The organism is Oceanobacillus sp. FSL W7-1281, from assembly GCF_037969835.1.
GTDB lineage: Bacteria > Bacillota > Bacilli > Bacillales > Amphibacillaceae > Oceanobacillus > Oceanobacillus oncorhynchi.
In genome coordinates, this window is record NZ_CP150214.1 from 2,444,497 (window position 1) to 2,458,946 (window position 14,450).

General features: G+C 39.7%; 17 protein-coding genes. 2 read left to right on the forward strand and 15 right to left on the reverse strand.

Annotation, left to right across the window (positions count from 1 at the left end; all coding sequences use genetic code 11):
• Positions 1-4: 4 nt before the first annotated feature.
• The gene (scpB, locus tag MKX55_RS12190; RefSeq protein WP_339177328.1) at positions 5-580 is read right to left on the reverse strand and encodes an SMC-Scp complex subunit ScpB; all 576 of its coding nucleotides are present in this window, start codon (positions 578-580) and stop codon (positions 5-7) included.
• Entirely contained in the window at positions 571-1,326 is a 756-nt protein-coding gene (locus MKX55_RS12195) for a segregation/condensation protein A (RefSeq protein WP_339177330.1), read from the reverse strand. Before MKX55_RS12195 ends, scpB begins: the two co-directional genes overlap by 10 nt.
• Positions 1,327-1,493: 167 nt before the next feature.
• Between MKX55_RS12195 and MKX55_RS12200 the strand changes: the two genes are divergently transcribed.
• On the forward strand, positions 1,494-1,586 hold the full coding sequence (locus MKX55_RS12200) for a YjcZ family sporulation protein (RefSeq protein ID WP_040981479.1): 93 nt from the start codon (positions 1,494-1,496) through the stop codon (positions 1,584-1,586).
• Between the two features lie 48 nt (positions 1,587-1,634).
• Here the strand turns inward: MKX55_RS12200 and MKX55_RS12205 are convergent, their stop codons facing one another.
• The 10 genes from MKX55_RS12205 to MKX55_RS12250 all read right to left on the reverse strand — a co-directional run bounded on the left by MKX55_RS12205 (position 1,635) and on the right by MKX55_RS12250 (position 9,976).
• Positions 1,635-2,003 (reverse strand): GNAT family N-acetyltransferase, encoded by a 369-nt coding sequence (locus MKX55_RS12205; protein ID WP_339177334.1) that lies wholly within the window; start codon positions 2,001-2,003, stop codon positions 1,635-1,637.
• Positions 2,004-2,154: 151 nt separating this feature from the next.
• A complete protein-coding gene (locus MKX55_RS12210) occupies positions 2,155-2,586 on the reverse strand; it encodes a peptidylprolyl isomerase (protein ID WP_042534229.1) in 432 nt (143 codons plus the stop codon).
• Between the two features lie 54 nt (positions 2,587-2,640).
• Entirely contained in the window at positions 2,641-3,966 is a 1,326-nt protein-coding gene (gene lysA / locus MKX55_RS12215) for a diaminopimelate decarboxylase (protein ID WP_339233060.1), read from the reverse strand.
• 219 nt (positions 3,967-4,185) lie between these two features.
• A complete protein-coding gene (locus MKX55_RS12220; protein WP_339233061.1) occupies positions 4,186-5,658 on the reverse strand; it encodes a spore germination protein in 1,473 nt (490 codons plus the stop codon).
• Positions 5,659-5,781: 123 nt separating this feature from the next.
• On the reverse strand, positions 5,782-6,210 hold the full coding sequence (locus MKX55_RS12225; RefSeq protein WP_042534236.1) for a stage V sporulation protein AB: 429 nt from the start codon (positions 6,208-6,210) through the stop codon (positions 5,782-5,784).
• Positions 6,188-6,805: a stage V sporulation protein AA gene (locus tag MKX55_RS12230; protein WP_339233062.1), complete on the reverse strand. Its 618-nt coding sequence runs from the start codon at positions 6,803-6,805 to the stop codon at positions 6,188-6,190. The genes MKX55_RS12225 and MKX55_RS12230 overlap by 23 nt, the downstream gene beginning before the upstream one ends.
• Before the next feature lie 246 nt (positions 6,806-7,051).
• A complete protein-coding gene (sigF, locus tag MKX55_RS12235; protein ID WP_042534240.1) occupies positions 7,052-7,804 on the reverse strand; it encodes an RNA polymerase sporulation sigma factor SigF in 753 nt (250 codons plus the stop codon).
• 10 nt (positions 7,805-7,814) lie between these two features.
• Positions 7,815-8,255 carry an anti-sigma F factor gene (spoIIAB, locus tag MKX55_RS12240; RefSeq protein ID WP_042534241.1) on the reverse strand — a complete coding sequence of 147 codons (441 nt, stop codon included), beginning with the start codon at positions 8,253-8,255 and terminating at the stop codon, positions 7,815-7,817.
• The gene (spoIIAA, locus tag MKX55_RS12245) at positions 8,252-8,605 is read right to left on the reverse strand and encodes an anti-sigma F factor antagonist (protein ID WP_042534242.1); all 354 of its coding nucleotides are present in this window, start codon (positions 8,603-8,605) and stop codon (positions 8,252-8,254) included. The genes spoIIAB and spoIIAA overlap by 4 nt, the downstream gene beginning before the upstream one ends.
• A 192-nt stretch (positions 8,606-8,797) precedes the next feature.
• On the reverse strand, positions 8,798-9,976 hold the full coding sequence (locus MKX55_RS12250) for a D-alanyl-D-alanine carboxypeptidase family protein (RefSeq protein WP_339233063.1): 1,179 nt from the start codon (positions 9,974-9,976) through the stop codon (positions 8,798-8,800).
• A gap of 164 nt (positions 9,977-10,140) precedes the next feature.
• On the opposite strand from MKX55_RS12250, the gene MKX55_RS12255 reads away from it, so the two are divergent.
• Positions 10,141-10,863, forward strand: coding sequence for a 3-ketoacyl-ACP reductase (locus MKX55_RS12255; protein WP_339233064.1), 723 nt, complete (start codon positions 10,141-10,143; stop codon positions 10,861-10,863).
• Between the two features lie 66 nt (positions 10,864-10,929).
• On the opposite strand, the gene MKX55_RS12260 is transcribed toward MKX55_RS12255, so the two are convergent.
• The 3 genes from MKX55_RS12260 to xerD all read right to left on the reverse strand — a co-directional run bounded on the left by MKX55_RS12260 (position 10,930) and on the right by xerD (position 14,450).
• Positions 10,930-12,222: a pyrimidine-nucleoside phosphorylase gene (locus tag MKX55_RS12260; protein ID WP_339233065.1), complete on the reverse strand. Its 1,293-nt coding sequence runs from the start codon at positions 12,220-12,222 to the stop codon at positions 10,930-10,932.
• 18 nt (positions 12,223-12,240) lie between these two features.
• A complete protein-coding gene (gene deoB, locus MKX55_RS12265; protein WP_339233066.1) occupies positions 12,241-13,419 on the reverse strand; it encodes a phosphopentomutase in 1,179 nt (392 codons plus the stop codon).
• A gap of 140 nt (positions 13,420-13,559) precedes the next feature.
• Positions 13,560-14,450 (reverse strand): site-specific tyrosine recombinase XerD, encoded by an 891-nt coding sequence (xerD, locus tag MKX55_RS12270; protein ID WP_339177351.1) that lies wholly within the window; start codon positions 14,448-14,450, stop codon positions 13,560-13,562.

Sequence of the window (14,450 nt, forward strand, 5' to 3'; positions counted from 1 at the left end):
TTATTTACTCGTTCGGAAACTGGTCGAAAAATAAATCAACATCGGATGCATCCGCTTCAGAGTCTAAGGAGGTTTCTAATTCCGGTAACTCTTCAAGCGTAGACAAACCGAAAAAGGTGAGAAATTCCTTTGTTGTTCTAAAAAGAGTCGGGCGGCCGACTGTTTCTTTTCTTCCGCATTCCTCTACTAACATCCGGGATACTAAGGTTTGCAGAGGTCTTTCACTGCGGACACCCCGTATCTCATCAATCTCCGTCCGTGTTATCGGCTGCTGATAAGCAATGATTGCTAATGTTTCTAACGCAGCCTGAGACATCCTGCTCGGCTTGGGCTGAATAACCCATTTCTTAAAATATTCACTGTGATCCGGTTTGGTTGTTAAGCTGAGCATCCCATTAGCATTGAGAATCATCAGCCCCCGATTCTGTTCTTTATAATCTGTTTGAAGCTCATCTACAATTTGACGAACCTCTTCTAAGGAAACATCAAGGACATTGCTCAGCTCGCTCACGGTTATCCCTTCATCACCGCCGGCAAATAACAGGCCTTCCGCAACCCCTTTTAAATAATCTAATTCCACGATGACTCCTCCATGCTATAAACATATAATTCTTCAAAATGATTTTCTTGCATTGCATATACTTCTCTTTTTTTCATTAATTCCAAAACAGCCACAAAAGTGGAGACGATATAGGATTTTGTAGGAACAGGAAACAGAGCATAGAATGCAATGCCATTTTTGCTGCCCTTCACCTGCTGCAGTACTTCATCCATCCGTTTTTCTATCGGTATTTCCGTTCGTTCGATAACGGTATCTTGCGGCTCTTTCCATTGATTTCGCTGCATCATTTTTTTCAAAGCGCCAATCATATCAAAAACAGAAGCATTCCCTGCATTCACATTTTCAGGCAGAACATCTTTAAAATCAAAAACAACTGGCGAGCGCGTATAGACCTGCTGCTCTTTCGCCTCTTTTTCTTTTAATGCTTCCGCAGCTTCTTTATATTTTCGATATTCAATTAAACGCTGCATCAGTTCTTCACGCGGATCCTCCATATATGCTTCGTCCATCTCTTCCTCCTCGAATTCCTGCTTGGGAAGCAGCATCTGGCTTTTGATTGCCAGCAAGGTCGAAGCCATTACCAGATATTCACTGGCAATATTTAATTCCAAATGCTGCATTGTATGAATATAATCCATATACTGTTGTGTAATCTGAGCAACCGGAATGTCATAAATATCGATTTCATAGTGATTTATTAAATGAAGCAATAAATCTAAAGGTCCTTCAAATTTTTCTAATTTAACTTCATATCCTTGAATCATCGCTTTAATTCCTCTCAAGCTGACCAAAACAATGCATTATTTACTTTAAAAAGTAATAAATTAATTGCAAAAGCCCATACACTATTTGCTCAGCTTACATAAGTTATAACGTAATATAAATGTTAGCACAAAACATTTATGGATTGAACTAAAAAGGAGGAAATAAAATGAGTGGTTATTCTGGTGGTTACGCAGGTGGATTTGCTTTAATCGTTGTACTATTTATTTTATTAGTAATTGTAGGAGCAGCTTGGTACTAAAATACTTGAAATAAATAGACTTTGCAACGAATGAAAAGCCAACCCGTATCAGGGTTGGCTTTTATCATCATTTTTTGCTTTCTCGTAAAAGGCTTTTACACTTTCAGAGGGCACAATCTCGTATTTATTTGAATAAATACGATGAATCTCAGCAATCATTCGTGAACCGATTCCATGATCCCGATGAGATGGATTCACGGTAAGGTGGTTAATAACCAATTGATTGTCATCCACGATTTGTACGCCGATTGCTCCGAGGACGTCATCGCCTTCTTTCCACAAATGTAAATGCAAATCTTCATTTTCTTCATACTCGCGAATCGTTTCTTGCAATTTTTTTACATCTTTTTCCTCAGGCATAAATGATAATAAGCCCATAGCAATTTTTTCTAAGTTTCTTTTAAAGCGAATTAACATAATTACCCCTCATTAAATTTCTTGTATGGTAATCCTTTTAAATTTTAATCAGTATTTACTTTGAAAGTATAACGCATTTCCAATATAATGAAAAGCACCATTTTAAAATTTAAGTAAAAACAACGATAACGATGAAGAGAGAAAAATAATGTTATCCTTCGACACGAATCTCTTTCATTACATCTCCGTTAGACATTGCTTTTGCAAGCTCAACACCGGAGGTAACTTTTCCAAAAACTGTGTGTACGCCATTTAAATGCGGCTGCGGCTCATGAACAATGAAAAATTGAGAGCTTCCTGTATCTTTTCCGGCATGCGCCATAGATAAAGAGCCTTCCTCGTGTTTATGCGGATTCCCTTCTGTTTCACATTTAATTGTATATCCCGCAGAGCCTGTACCATTACCAACTGGACAGCCACCCTGGCTGACAAAACCGGGGATTACGCGATGAAAAGTCAATCCATCATAAAATTTTTCATTCGCTAATTTTTCAAAGTTAGCTACTGTTCCCGGCGCTTCATTTGGATACAATTCAAATTCAATTTTATTTCCATTTTCCATTTCGATATAACCTTTTTTCATTTCAGCAAATCTCCTTCTAAAAACAATTATACTTTATTTTACCACTTATTCCGTTCAAGTAAAGCTCTTTATCCCATCATAAGACAGATCATTTTTAACAATATCTTGATATGTTTCTCTCCTGACGACAAGATGATCCTGCCCTTCTTCAATAAACACAACAGCAGGTTTGGTCAAACGATTGTAATGGCTTGCCATCGAGTAATTATACGCTCCTGTCGAGAACACAGCCAGGATATCCTTATCCTCAATACGCGGCACTGGAAGGTCCCAAATCAGCATATCACCAGATTCACAGCACTTCCCTGCGATAGAAACTTCTTTTTCCGGACTGGCTTGCGGACGATTTGCAATCACCGCATCATATTTTGATTGATATAATGCAGGGCGAATATTATCTGTCATCCCGCCATCAATGGAATAATATTCTCTCACACCAGGAATTTTTTTGTTAGATCCGATTGTATATAACGTAATTCCTGCATCGCCTACAATCGAGCGGCCGGGCTCAATCCAAATCTCTGGAAATTTCATCTTATATTTATCGCAATTTTCCTCCACGCTGTCAATCATATCTTTCACATATTCCGCCAGCGGAAGCGGCTGGTCATCTTTGGTATAACGAATGCCAAATCCTCCGCCTAAATTTAGTACATCCGCTTCAAATTGGTATTTCTGCTTCCAATCCTCCAGCTTAGCAAAAAGGATAGCCGTTGCTGCTCGAAAACCATTTGTTTCAAATATTTGTGAACCAATATGACAGTGAAGGCCTTTCAGGTGAATTCTCGGATGTCCCAAAACCTTCTTAAGAGCCTCTTCTGCTTGTCCATTTTGCAGGTCGAACCCAAATTTAGAGTCTTCATTCCCTGTCATAATGTATTTATGCGTCTTTGATTCCACACCAGGGGTTACCCGGAACAACACATCCATCGTTTTATCCTGGTTGATTAGCTCTTGGTTCAACAGCTCAATATCATGAAAATTATCAATCACGATACAGCCGATGTCATGCTCCACAGCCATCGCAATTTCCTGTTGATTTTTGTTATTGCCATGCATATGAATTCTTTCAGCAGGAAATTCTGCTTGAAGTGCTGTATATAATTCACCTTCAGAAATCACGTCTAGACATAACCCTTCTTGTTTAGCAACCTGAAGCATTGCAATGGTTGAAAACGCTTTGCTCGCATAGGCGACCCTTCCAGCAATTCCTGCATCGCGAAACGCTTGAACAAAAGCTCTCGCATGCTTGCGGATCATTTCTACGTCGTAGACATATAAAGGTGTTCCATATTTTTCTGCTAATTCGATGGTGTCCACACCACCAATTTCTAAATGTCCCTTTGTATTGACGGTAAAGGGGTGTGCATCAAGTATCATTCTTTTTCCCCCATTGTTTAAATAATTAAATACTTTATCACAAGACAGTAAATAATGAAAGCAAAAAACAATACTTCAGCCAGAAGGAGATGCAACAATCAATAGGTTGTCATAAACAAAGGTTGAGGGCTTGCTGTACTTCCTATTCGCAGTCCCCCATTTTTTCAGCCGGCAAGTAACCGGAAGGCGCCCCTGTCCCTGTCTTTTTGAACAGCTTTTCTAAGGACGGCGATAGTTATTACGCGGATGTACAATACTCGGACGATGTTTGTTATTTGGAACCGGCATCCGAAATATAATTTGTTTCATTGCATTTAAATTAAAAGGAAGCAAAGGCCACATATATGGAGTCCTCATCGATCTGATCTGAACAATAAATAAAATATAAAGGGTAATCCCGATCATATAGCCGGGAAAACCGAATAATCCTACCGCAAGAACCAGAATAATCGTAACTACCTTATTCGCAACACTTAACTCATAGCTTGGTGTCACATAATTTCCAATAGCAGCCGTTGAAATGTATAAAATAACCTCGGGCGAAAACAATCCGACTTCAATCGCTATTTCCCCAATTAAAACAGCTGCAATTAACCCCATCGCTGTGGATAAAGGAGTCGGGGTGTGTATCGCTGCCATTCTTAAGAATTCAATCCCTATCGTTGCAATAATAATCTGAACGGTTATTGGAATGTTCCCTTCATCATTGGGTCCGATAAAACTCAATTTATCCGGCAGAAAAGACGGTTCAACCGCAAACAGAAGCCAGGTCGGCAAAAGAAATAATGCTGCCAGCACAGCAAGAAAGCGAATAAAACGAATACATGTACCGATTGTCGGCACTTGCCGATATTCTTCCGCATGCTGCAAATGATGAAAAAAAGTTGTTGGAATAATAATGGCACTGGGAGAAGTATCAACAAATATAATGACATGGCCTTCTAATAAATGGCTTGTCGCTACATCTGGTCTCTCTGTATATCGAACCAGCGGATATATATTCCATTTTTTAACCAGTAAAAATTCTTCTAATGATTTATCAGACATTGACATACCGTCGACCTGAATTTTTCCAATCAGATCTTTTAAGTGCTTTACTAAATTCGGATTAGCTATATCTTCAATGTAGGTGATACAAACATCTGTTTTCGAACGTTCGCCAACTTTCATCATTTCATTCCGCAAACTTTCGTCCCGCAAGCGTCTTCTGGTGAGCGCTGTGTTTTCTACAATATTTTCTGTATACCCATCCCTTGATCCGCGAATGACTTTCTCTGTATCCGGTTCTTCCGGAGTTCTTCCGGGATAATTACGCACATCAATAATTTGTGCATAATCTTTTCCATCAATAAATACGGCAATCAGACCGCTGAGTACTTCATCAACTGCTTCATCCATCGTTTGAACATGTTCTACCTGCTGATGGACCAGCCGGTTCTCAATGATTTTTCCAATCTTGTCACTTTCTGATTCATTATCATTGATTTCAACCATTACTTTTAAAATCTGCTGCACAACGGACGTATCCGTCAGACCATTTACATAGTACATCTGGATACGCTGATTCAGGACGACTGTCTCCCTGTATCCCAAATCATACGATTTTTCTAAGCCTACCCTCTTTTTCATATACGCATAGATATCATCAATATGAGGAGAGATTGGGCTCTTTTTTTCTTTATCTGTCTGCATGTAATCACCTTCTGTTTGTCAGCTTATATTGGAAAAGCAAAACTGTTTTGCGTCTCAGCTTCTTGGTTGTAAGCTTGAATTTATCAAGTATTTATAAATTTGGATAAAAAAACCTGCTGTATTTTACCGGACAAAATAAACCCACTGAAACAGCGAACCAAACACTTTACCCAGCATCAGGGCCATCATAAATAAAATGACATAGCCGTCCATACCTATCCTCCGAGAGAGAATCGGAAAAACATTTAATACTTCTGTTAACGCTGCAGCAAGCATTCCGTTAAAAATGCCATGAAATAATCCCCATAGCATCAACGCAAAAACAGATTGTGACGTTGAAATAGGGGCAAAAGAGAAATAAGTCCCAATTAATAAACCAATAATAACTGCCGCTCCATAAACTTTGATGTATTTCTCTGTCTTGCTTAATTGAATCAGCCTCGGAATAATCCCCAATACCGTAATAAAAGCAACAAAACCCGCACCCACTGCAACTCCGCTGCTGAAGCCAATAAAAATTTGCAGGATATTAAGAAGAATTTCTTGGATCATTCAGTTCATTTTCCATTGTATTGATATACTGCTGTAAATCCTGCTGATAATTAAAAATTTCTACTTCCAGCGGACTTGGCTCTTCATTAAATCTTTTTTTAAACCAATGATTAAAAAAAAGAATGGTCCCTACGCCAAGACCTAATGAATAAGGAATCTGGATCCATAAAGGATACTCATTTTCCGTGCCAGTCAGAAGAAAATGCAGTTTTTGCTGGACGGGCTGCATGCTTACATCATAATGAAAGTTCATAATAGTCATTGCCGATCCGACAAACAGCAGCAGCCAGACAAATGTAAGAACCAAAGGATGCGTTGCTTTTTTACGCGGTTCAATTTGTATCAGCGTTTGTTCCGGTCCGAGCATCTGAAATTCAATATCGGAATATTCCTTTGTAAGGTGATCAATTACCAAAAAGCTGTCAATTACCAAGATGTTTTTATCTTTTTTGGATAGGCGGTAAATCGACGTATCTTCCAATAATTCCTTTTTGTTTGACTGTGTGGATATATAAGCAATATCTTTTAGTTTGAGCTCCTGCCATGCTTCCAGGACTATTTTTTTCCGCATTCTTATATATACAAGCTCTGCCATGGTTAACTCACCCTTATCTTCATTTCCTTAACCAATAGTATTTGTTAAAAGAGAACAAATTATTACAAGGCTTTACTCAGCAGGAGTCTTATAAAAGACTTCGATGGAACGAGTAATCGCAGTCCCGATTTTAGCTGTTTACTCACTCCATGAAACCTGTTGAAATGGTTATTTTCAGCTTTTTTCATATACTTTCTCAACTGAAAAAAAGCTTATCTGTGTGAGTCACACAAATAAGCTTTCCTCTTAGCCTGCATCCATATTTTTTTTCATATCCTCTAAAATCTTTTTCTCCAGCCTGGACACCTGTACCTGGGAAATTCCGAGCCTTTCCGCTACTTCGGTCTGTGTCTGGTCTTTATAATATCGTAGGTAAATAATTAACCTTTCCCGTTCAGTAAGCGACCGGACGGCTTCCTGAATGGATAATTTCTCAAACCATCTGGAGTCCTGCTCCGCGATTTGGTCTAATAAGGTAATGGAATCTCCGTCACTTTCATAGACCGTTTCATGAATGGATTGAGGTGATTTTGCTGCCTCCTGTGCATGTACAATTTCTTCTGGTTCCAGCTCTAAAGCTTCTGCCAGCTCATTTACAGATGGAGAACGGCCTAAATCTTTCGACATTTCTTCCCGTTTGCGGCGGATTTTATTCCCCATCTCCTTCAGAGATCGGCTGACCTTCACACTGCCATCATCACGAATAAAACGTTGTATCTCCCCAATAATCATGGGAACGGCATAGGTAGAAAATTTAACATTGTAGGATAAATCAAATTTATCCACTGCTTTGATCAGCCCGATGCTTCCAATTTGAAATAAGTCATCTGGATCATAACCACGATTAACAAATCGCTGCACAACAGACCAGACAAGCCGGACATTTCGGCGGATCAGCTCTTCTCTTGCTTCGTTATCACCGGATTGGCTTAACCGGATCATTTTCTTTACCTGCTCATTGGAAAGCTGCTCTCTTTCCTCCGTTTTATGAATATTCACGACAGAGACCTTAATTATATACCGTTTTTGATTTGGATAATTGCTTTTTCATATAAACGGAAGTCCCTTTTTCAGGAGCAGAAATGACTTCCACGGTATCCATGAAATTTTCAATGATTGTAAAACCCATGCCGGATCGTTCCATTTCTGGCTTTGATGTATATAAAGGTTCCCTTGCTTCATCAATGTTTAAAATACCTTGTCCCTCATCACGGATGGTCAGCTCTATTTCTCCATCGTATAAAACGCAGTCAATATATACCTTATGATGCGGTTCGCTTCCATAGCCATGAATGATGGCATTTGTCACTGCTTCTGAAACAACGGTTTTAATTTCTGTTAATTCCTCCATTGTCGGGTCCAGCTGTGTGATAAACGATGCAACAGCAACTCTGGCAAAAGCCTCATTTTCACTGATACTTGAAAAAGAAAAAGACATTTCATTTCTCATGATGTCACCCCCAAGCCTTGAAGTGCGCGTTCTTCATTTTCTTCTAAACGAATAATTTTGTAAAAGCCTGACATATCAAATAGACGATGCAGTGAAGGAGACACAGAACAAAGAACCATCTCTCCTCCTAATTGAACAATTTCTTTATAACGTCCTAAAACAACCCCCAGCCCAGAACTGTCCATGAAACTAACTCCGTTTAGATTCAAGATGATATGCTTGATGGAATGCATATAAATCCAATCCTTCCACGTATCTCTCAATCCTTCTGCCTCATGATGATCCAGTTCACCTTCCATACGTACAATCAGCACATCGCCTCTTACTTCAAATGTTGTTTGTAATCCCATGTGCAAATGCTCCTCCTCTTTGTTGTGAAATAGTTGTGTTTTTGCTTAAAATACATCTTCAAAAGTCCGGGAAAAAGAACAGGAAATTCTTTCTCAAGCTCTTTTTACAGACTTTCGGAATGTCCTTAGTTAGTGTATTCTCTAAACAAATGACTATTTCCTGCTACTCGACAAAAGAAGTGGAAATCCGTGTTAATCGGCTGCTTTCACCATTTTTTGCATGGTACGTTTTGCTAATTCTAAAACAGATGCTTCGCTGATATCCTCGTTCACAATAAGCGGGGTAGCGTATACAGGCTCATCATTTTCTTTGACGGTGAGCTCTCCAACCACGGTGCCTTTTTTAACTGGGAATTCCCAATTATCCTGAATGGAAACTTCTGTTGTGACAGCTGCTTCTTCCTGCCCTTTTTTCTGCAGGGTATGCACACTCTGTTCAGTAACAATATCAAAATGATGCGGATCTGCTTTTATTTTGTTCAGCTCCATTACAGTTTCTTCTTTGGCAAAAAGCTGCTCCGTTTGGTAGCTTTGGAATCCATAATCCATTAATCCGGATATCATTTTGTTACGTTCTTTAGGCGTTTCTGCTCCCATAACTACAGCGATAACCCGCATATCATCACGTTTGGCTGTAGCTGTAAGACAATACTTTGCTTCATTTGTATAACCCGTCTTCATGCCATCTGCCCCCGGGTATGAACGAATCAGCTTATTTGTATTTACCAGCCAAAACTCATTTTCCTCTCCCTGTCGTAAATAATCTTCGTAAATGGATGTATAATTTGTGATATCTTCAAAATGTAATAATTCCCTCGTCATCACTGCCATATCATAGGCGCTGCTATAATGATCGGCTGCCGGCAGCCCGGTTGTATTCGCAAAATGAGTATTCTCCAATGCAAGTTCTTCCGCTTTTTTATTCATCGCCCGGACAAATTCCTCTTCTGTTCCAGCAATCTTCTCTGCCATGGCAACACTGGCATCATTTCCTGAAGCAATCGCTATTCCTTTTATCAGATCATCAACTGACATTTCTTCCCCTGCCTCCAAGAATACCTGTGACCCTCCCATTGAAGCAGCATATTCACTGACGACAACAATGTCTTCTTTGGAGATTTCCCCTTTTTCTAAAGCTTCCATAATAAGAAGCAAGGTCATTATTTTAGTCATACTGGCTGGCGGTAATTGTTCATGCGCATCTTTATCAAACAATACCGTGCCTGTGTTTTGCTCGATTAAAACACTGGATAATGCATCCTCAGCTAACTTTGTTTCTTCTTTATTTTCTTCATTCGCTAAAACGGTTGAATAGTTAAAAAATATCGTTCCAATAAGTAATCCAATCATGCATAAGATTCGTCTCTTCATACTGCTTCCCTCCAAATTACAATAATACTGTTAGGATTTCCATATTGACGCTATTTCATACTATTTTTTGATTAACAAATGAAGGAGAGAGCATCTTTTTTGTTGTTCAGCAAACTCTCATCTATACTAGGATGAGAAATGGGAAAAAGAAGGGAGTTTTGGAAATGGGTCAAGATGTAAGGGGTAAAATTGCTTATATTACTGGCGGGAGCAGCGGGATTGGCAAAGCAACCGCCCGCCAATTTGCGAAAGAAGGCATTCATCTTGGTTTGATTGCCAGAAACCAGGAAAAGCTGGAAAATGTACAAAAGGAGTTAGAAAATGAAGGTGTGTCTGTTGTCACCTGCAGTGCGGATATATCGAAGCATGACCAAGTTAAATCTGCGGTTCAGACGCTAGAACAGCAATTAGGCAAAGCAGATATTTTGATTAATAATGCAGCAATAAGCAATTACGGCAATTTTCAGGATATGGATGAGGAAGTATGGAAGCATATTTTTGAAGTAAATGTTTTTGGAACATATCATATGCTGAAGGAAGTGCTGCCGCATCTTGTCAGCAAGCAAAAAGGAGACATTATTAACATTTCTTCCAGCAATGGATTAAAAGCAACAGCAGGCTCAACTGCCTACAGTGCCTCTAAATTTGCCATTCAGGGCATGTCAGAAGCTCTGATGCAGGAGGTACGCAGAGAAAACATCCGTGTATTTACCATGAATCCCAGCTTAGTCGCAACTGAGCTAGCTTTTGGCGATGAATTAGAAGAAAAGAACGAAGATAAGTTTATGCAGCCGGAAGATATCGCCGAATATATAACAGCTCAATTAAAATTAAATCAGCGTATTTTTATTAAGCAATCTGCACAATGGGCGACCAATCCATTTTAAAAAGAGAGAAAAGAGCTTTAGACACTATACAGTGATTTCTAAAGCTCTTTTTCCACTCGTCTCTATTTAATGAATAACATCAATAACACTTGGATTTACTTGAACGGGACTTTCTGAAATTGTAATTGCATCCTTTATTTTCTGAATGACAGCTGCATTATCTTCTATATTAGTATGAATGGTTGCAAGCTTATCGCCAGCCTGCAGCTTATCACCCAGCTTTACATGAAAGGTGATTCCTACTTGATGATCGATTTGATCATCCTTTGTTTTTCTGCCGGCGCCGAGCAGCATAGCAGCCTCTCCCATCTGCTGTGTTTCGACAGAAGAAATATACCCTGCTTTCTCTGCAGTCACATCAATAGATTGCTTTGCTTCGATTTCATGAATACTGGACATATCCCCATCCTGTGCCTCAATAAAGGTAACAAACTTCTCATAAGCATCTCCATTTTGAATTACTTCTTCAACCAATTTTCTGCCTTGTTCTTCCGTGGTTGCTTTTCCGGCCAGATAAACCATTTGCGCAGCAATCTCTACAGAGACATCATATAAATCCTGACTATATTCCTGGTCACGTAATAATTTTACTGCCTCCAGCACTTCATTTCCATTGCCAATCTCTGTGCCAAGAGGCTGATCCATATTGGTTAAAACAGCCACGGTTTCCCGATTTAACTTTTTCCCGATGGCAACCATTGTTTCCGCAAGCTTCCTTGCTTCCTCTTCTGTTTTCATAAAAGCGCCATTGCCGACTTTAATATCTAATACGATAGCATCTGCTCCGGAGGCTATTTTCTTACTCATGATGGAGCTTGCAATTAATGGAATAGAGTCAACCGTACCTGTCACATCTCTTAAAGCATAAATCTTTTTATCCGCAGGTACTAAATTCCCTGACTGTCCGACCAGCGCGATACCTAATTCTTGTACCTGCTCTTTAAACCTGTCTAACGGAAGCTCTGTATGAAACCCTTTAATCGATTCCAGCTTATCTACTGTTCCGCCCGTATGACCTAGTCCGCGTCCGCTCATTTTTGCAAAAGGGATGCCTAAGGACGTGATAATCGGAGCGACTACTAAACTGACCTTATCCCCTACGCCGCCAGTAGAGTGTTTATCTACAACCGTGGTATTTAAAAAGGATAAATCAATGGTTTCCCCGGACTTCACCATGAAGTCTGTAAGTGCAGAGGTCTCATCACTGTTTAAACCTTGAAAATATACGGCCATCAACCAGCTTGCGATTTGATAATCCGGTATCGTATCGTTGACATATCCATCTATCATATACTCGATTTCTTCATAAGATAATGCTTCCCCATATTTTTTCTTATTGATAATCTCTACCGTATTCATGTTAATCGCCCTCTCTATTTATTTAATATCGTCTAAAAAGCTCGTACCATGTTCCGGTAATGTAATATTAAAATTGTCTGCAATGGTTGCACCGATATCCGCAAAGGTTGTCCTAACCGGCAGCTCTTTCCCTTCTTCAATACTTGTGTGGTAAACAAGCAACGGCACATATTCGCGGGTATGATCCGTTCCGTGATGTATCGGATCATTGCCGTGGTCAGCTGTAATAATCAATAAATCATCTTGCTGCAGCTGATCAAGAATTTCCGGCAGCTGTTTATCATAGGTCTCCAGCGCTTTTCCATATCCCATTGGATCTCTTCGATGGCCATACTTTGCATCGAAATCAACCAGGTTAAGGAAGCTTAAGCCGGTGAATTCCTTTTTCAACGAATCACTTATTTTCACCATTCCATCATCGTTATCCTTTGTACGGACTGCCTCTGTCACTCCTTCCCCATCATAAATATCAGATATTTTCCCAAGTGCGATAACGTCAATTCCGGCATCTTTTAATTCATTCATCACTGTGCGCCCAAAAGGTTTTAATGCGTAGTCATGTCTGTTGGATGTGCGTTCAAAAGCCCCCGGCTCACCTACGAACGGACGGGCAATGACACGCCCTACCATATACTTCTCATCCAGTGTGAGCTCTCTGGCAATTTCACAAATCTGATACAATTCATCAATAGGAACCACATCCTCATGAGCAGCAATCTGCAGAACAGAATCTGCCGATGTATACACAATCAAGCTGCCCGTTTCGACATGTTCTTTTCCAAGTTCTACTAATATTTCTGTTCCAGATGCCGGCTTATTGCCAATTACTTTTCTTCCAGTCTTTTCTTCTAATGCTTGAATAAGTTCATCTGGGAATCCATCCGGGAACGTTCGGAATGGCTGATCGATTCGGAGTCCCATAATTTCCCAATGACCAGTCATGGTATCTTTTCCATTAGAAGCTTCCTGCATTTTTGTATAATGTGCTTTAGGCTTGGCCGCCGGAGCAACCCCTTTAATTTCACGAATATTGCTCAGGCCTAAGCTTCCCATCGTCGGCATATCCAGCCCATTCATTTCTTCTGCAATATGACCTAGTGTATCCGCTCCCAAATCATCAAACTTTGCAGCGTCCGGTGCTTCTCCAATCCCTACTGAATCCATGACAATTAAAAATACACGTTTAAATGGTTTCATTTGTATCTACCTCCTATGTACTATATTCCCGAAACTACGGTTCCGTATGATATTTATTATAGATGTTAGATGTCTGACAACAAAAGGTCAATGAAATCCCTTTTCGTTGGAATGCTTTTTTACAATTAATAAAGATAAAATTAAGCTCTAGGATGATAAGATTGATAGATATCCTTCAGCCTAGCTTTCGTTACATGCGTATAAATTTGTGTTGTCGATATATCCGCATGCCCAAGCATCTCTTGTACAATTCTTAGATCTGCTCCGTTTTCCAATAGATGTGTGGCGAAAGAATGCCTTAAAGTATGCGGAGTGATTGTCTTATGAATATCAGCTTCTATAGCCAATCCCTTTAAAATTTTCCAAAATCCCTGTCTGCTTAAAGGACGGCCATGCTGATTTAAAAAAAGTGCACTCTCCTGTTTGTTTTTCTTCACAAGCTCTTTTCTCGCCGTTTGTATATAATCCTCCAGAGTTTTTCTGGCTGTGTCTCCCAGTGGAACAATCCTTTCTTTCGAGCCTTTCCCCATACATTGGACAAAGCCCATCGTCAGGTGTAAATCCTCCAATTTCAAACCTATCATTTCAGATACACGCAAGCCCGTGGCATATAATAATTCTAGCATCGCCTTGTTGCGAAGCGACAGCGTTGTTGCAGTGTTCATACTTAATAATCGGTCTACTTCCTCCTGGGAAAGCGTATCCGGAAGCTTCCGGTCTTTTTTCGGAGTCTCAATATGCAGACTGGGATCTGTATCAGCAATTCTCTCCCGTATTAAAAATTGGTGAAAGGATCTGATAGAAGAAATATGCCTCGAAATCGTAGCAGTCGACTTACCGTTGTCTTTTAGCTCATACAAAAAGCGCATAATATCATTTCGGGTGATTTCATTCCAAACATTATAGCCGATTTGGGTCAAATGTTTCTCGTAAGCAGTAAGATCTCTCTGATAGGAAGTGATGGTATTATCTGACAATCCCTTCTCTACCCGCAGAAAATGAAAAAAATCTTCTAATGCATATTTCAACAT

Excerpts from the sequence above, each read along its gene's own strand:
- MKX55_RS12195 (WP_339177330.1), bottom strand. The coding sequence starts at position 1,326 with ATGATTCAAGGATATGAAGTTAAATTAGAAAAATTTGAAGGACCTTTA.
- MKX55_RS12200 (WP_040981479.1), top strand. The coding sequence starts at position 1,494 with ATGAGTGGTTATTCTGGTGGTTACGCAGGTGGATTTGCTTTAATCGTT.
- MKX55_RS12205 (WP_339177334.1), bottom strand. The coding sequence starts at position 2,003 with ATGTTAATTCGCTTTAAAAGAAACTTAGAAAAAATTGCTATGGGCTTA.
- MKX55_RS12210 (WP_042534229.1), bottom strand. The coding sequence starts at position 2,586 with ATGAAAAAAGGTTATATCGAAATGGAAAATGGAAATAAAATTGAATTT.
- lysA (WP_339233060.1), bottom strand. The coding sequence starts at position 3,966 with ATGATACTTGATGCACACCCCTTTACCGTCAATACAAAGGGACATTTA.
- MKX55_RS12220 (WP_339233061.1), bottom strand. The coding sequence starts at position 5,658 with ATGCAGACAGATAAAGAAAAAAAGAGCCCAATCTCTCCTCATATTGAT.
- MKX55_RS12225 (WP_042534236.1), bottom strand. The coding sequence starts at position 6,210 with ATGATCCAAGAAATTCTTCTTAATATCCTGCAAATTTTTATTGGCTTC.
- MKX55_RS12230 (WP_339233062.1), bottom strand. The coding sequence starts at position 6,805 with ATGGCAGAGCTTGTATATATAAGAATGCGGAAAAAAATAGTCCTGGAA.
- spoIIAB (WP_042534241.1), bottom strand. The coding sequence starts at position 8,255 with ATGAGAAATGAAATGTCTTTTTCTTTTTCAAGTATCAGTGAAAATGAG.
- spoIIAA (WP_042534242.1), bottom strand. The coding sequence starts at position 8,605 with ATGGGATTACAAACAACATTTGAAGTAAGAGGCGATGTGCTGATTGTA.
- MKX55_RS12250 (WP_339233063.1), bottom strand. The coding sequence starts at position 9,976 with ATGAAGAGACGAATCTTATGCATGATTGGATTACTTATTGGAACGATA.
- MKX55_RS12255 (WP_339233064.1), top strand. The coding sequence starts at position 10,141 with ATGGGTCAAGATGTAAGGGGTAAAATTGCTTATATTACTGGCGGGAGC.
- MKX55_RS12260 (WP_339233065.1), bottom strand. The coding sequence starts at position 12,222 with ATGAATACGGTAGAGATTATCAATAAGAAAAAATATGGGGAAGCATTA.
- deoB (WP_339233066.1), bottom strand. The coding sequence starts at position 13,419 with ATGAAACCATTTAAACGTGTATTTTTAATTGTCATGGATTCAGTAGGG.
- xerD (WP_339177351.1), bottom strand. The coding sequence starts at position 14,450 with ATGTTGAAATATGCATTAGAAGATTTTTTTCATTTTCTGCGGGTAGAG.